The 3,123-nt window shown below is 51.8% G+C and carries 1 protein-coding gene; it reads left to right on the top strand.

What is annotated here, in order from left to right:
• Nucleotides 1-3,123, top strand: a 3,123-nt coding sequence (locus BUB30_RS34465; RefSeq protein WP_221408843.1) for a condensation domain-containing protein, incomplete at both ends; no start/stop codon positions are given.

The raw sequence follows: 3,123 nt of genomic DNA, 5'->3' as shown, positions 1-3,123 counted from the left end.
ATCGATGTGAAGGCGTTGCCGGACCCGGTGCAGGGCGTGTCGGAGCAGGATCGCGTGGCCCCGGAGAACGAAGTGGAAGAAAAGCTGGTGGCCATCTGGGCGGAAGTGCTCAAGCTGGAGACCATTGGCGTGGAGAGCAATTTTTACCAACACGGAGGCGATTCCATTCGGGCCATTCAGGTAGCGGCGAGGGCAAAAAAGATCGGACTAAACGTTTCTGTTGGAAACATCTTGAAATATCAAACCATCCGTGAGCTTGCCCGGGAAATTTCCGTGCAAAAGCCGGAGGTGCAATCAGTGGAGGAAAATGGGGTGATCGAGGACTTTTCGTTGTCGCCCATTCAAACGGATTTTTTCAACCGAAACTACAACCGCCCTCAACATTACAATCAGTCGGCCATGATCGCCATGAAATCCTTCCCGGAGGAGTCCATGGTACGCGCCATTTTTACAGCGTTGGCCAGGCATCACGAAATGCTTCGCGCAGTGCCCCAGTTCAAAAACGGAACATGGACACAAAGCATTATGCCATCCAGCGAGCCGCGCGTGTCGCTGGAGGTATGCGATTTTAGAAACCTGGTTGAAAGCGAATCGTCCATGCTGGAAAAAGTAAGGGAAATTCAGTCGGGCATTGATCTTCAACATGGACCGCTCTGGCGCATAGGACTATTTTACCTGAAGCACGAAACCAAATTGTTTTTGGCAATGCACCACCTGATCGTAGACGCGGTTTCGTGGTCGGCCTTGCTGGACGACATCAAAACGTTGTACCACCAGGCACAACGCGGCGCGACACTGCAACTGTCGGTAGCCTCGGCCGACTTCCGGTCATGGGTAAACCAGTTGAAAGCCTATCGTGACACACCGGCTTTTCAGAAAGGGAAATCGTATTGGGATGGTTTGCTGAAAACAAAATTTCCGCTTCTTCCGAAAAACAGCTCCGGAGAGGAAGACCTGATCCGCGATGAACGTAAAAAACAGTTCACGCTCGACCAGAAGACCACTGCGGCACTGCTGACAAAAGCAAACCACGCGTTTAACACCAACGTGCAGGAAATTTTATTGAGTGCCTTAGCCCTGGCCATGCAAAAAAGCTTTGCCATGAGCCAGGTGCGCATCGACCTGGAAGGTCATGGACGGGAGGATCTCGGACAAACGCTGGACACCAGCCGTACCGTCGGATGGTTCACCAGTGTGTATCCCGTTACCCTCGAAATCAGAACGCCGGACGATATCGTCAATCACGTAATCGAAACAAAGGAAACGCTCCGGAGCATTCCGAACAAAGGCATTGATTTTGGCATCTACCAACACCTCTGCCCGGCCGCGTTTGCCGAATCGGCTGGAGCGCACCGTAAATCCGAGATCATTTTTAATTATACCGGTCAGCACCAACACAACGCTGCCGAGTCGGATTTCCGGACGTCGTTTGAAATGGCGGCCGACAACATTGCCACCGATAATCAGCGCGACCATGCCCTGGAATTTTCGTTGGCGGTGGCGTTCGACCGGCTCACTGTAGAACTTGCGTTCAACGGCAAGCATTTCAAAGATGAGGTCGTGCAAGCCCTGCTCATGTACTACAAACACGCGCTTGAAGATGTCATTGCACATTGCGTGAAAGGACCGGGCATACAAACCCCCAGCGATTTCACCTATAAAAAACTTTCCATTTCGCAGGTACGCGAGCTTCAAAAGAAATACGACGTACAGGATATCTATACGTTGTCGCCCATCCAGGAGGGACTGCTGTTTCACCATCGGCTCGATCCGGATTCCCTGGCCTACTATGTGCAGACGTCCTATCGCCTGACGGGCGTGCTGGCACTGGACATGGTGAAGAAAGGATTTTCCATTCTCTGTCAGCGTCATGATATTCTCCGGACCATCTTCTTATTCAAGGATCTTGAACAACCCGTACAGGTAGTCCTGAAACATCGCAAAGTTGATTTTACCTACGTCGATTTGCAACCCTTTGCCCCGGACGAACAGCGCGCCTTGATCGCCGAAGCCCAGGAGAAAGATAAATTGCAAAACTTCAACCTGCAAAGTGACGCGCTGCTGCGACTCACCGTCCTGCAGTGCGCGCATGACCAATATGAAATTATCTGGAGCAACCATCACATCATCATCGACGGCTGGAGTATCAATGATCTGATCACCGAGTTTTTTGGTATTTATAAAAATCTTTGCCAGACCGAAGGACAACCGTTGAAACTCGGGCCGGCACCTCAATTCTCGCGCTACATCGAATGGCTTCAATACCAGGATAAAAAGGCCGCGCTGAAATACTGGGAGGAATATTTGACGGAGTATACCCGGATGGCGTTCGTGCCGGGCGATCAGGTGATCGAGGGGCAGACGTATGACCTGCAGGAAAAAAACTATTTTCTGGATGAAGCGCTGACCGCCAGGATCCACCAGGCTACGCAACACCACAGCATCACCCTCAGCACGTTTGTGCAAACCGCGTGGGGCGTGGTGCTGGCCAAACGCAACCGTACCAACGATGTGGCCTTCGGGATGATTGTTACCGGTCGCCCCGAAACGGTGGAAGGAATCGAATCCATGATGGGCGTCTTCATCAACACCGTGCCGCTGCGCGTTCGCTATGGCGACAACGACACGACCCGCAGTCTGCTGCAAAAGGTTCATCAGGAGACGATCGACATTCAAAAATATCAGTATGTGTCTATGGCGGAAATGAACGCCGGAACAGGGTTCGAACAGCCTTTTATAGACCATATCTTTCAATTCAATAATTTTCCGCTTGGAAATTTTGCAGCCGGCACGGGAGAAAAAAGCATTTTGCAGTCGCTCGGCCTCACCATCAATTCACTGACCGGCTACGAACGCACCAACTATGCGTTCACCCTCACCATAGAGCCCGGAAAAAAACTGAAACTAAAATTCCGGTTCAACGGCGCGCTGTACTCTCAATCTTATATCCGCGAGTTGTCCGATCAGCTCGGGAATGTGTTGGCCGACATGGCGGTCTGCCCCGACCAGGCACTGAGAGATTTTTCATTGCTGACGCCGACGGAGCGCTCGGAAGCGCTGCGGTTGTCGCAAGGGGAGAAACGGGACTATGATTTGAAAACGAGCCTGACCACGTTGATCGGT

Origin of the sequence: Chryseolinea serpens (assembly GCF_900129725.1) — a bacterium.
GTDB classification, from domain to species: domain Bacteria; phylum Bacteroidota; class Bacteroidia; order Cytophagales; family Cyclobacteriaceae; genus Chryseolinea; species Chryseolinea serpens.
Note: the sequence above shows the minus strand (reverse complement) of the source record. Positions and strands in the feature narration are given on the sequence as shown.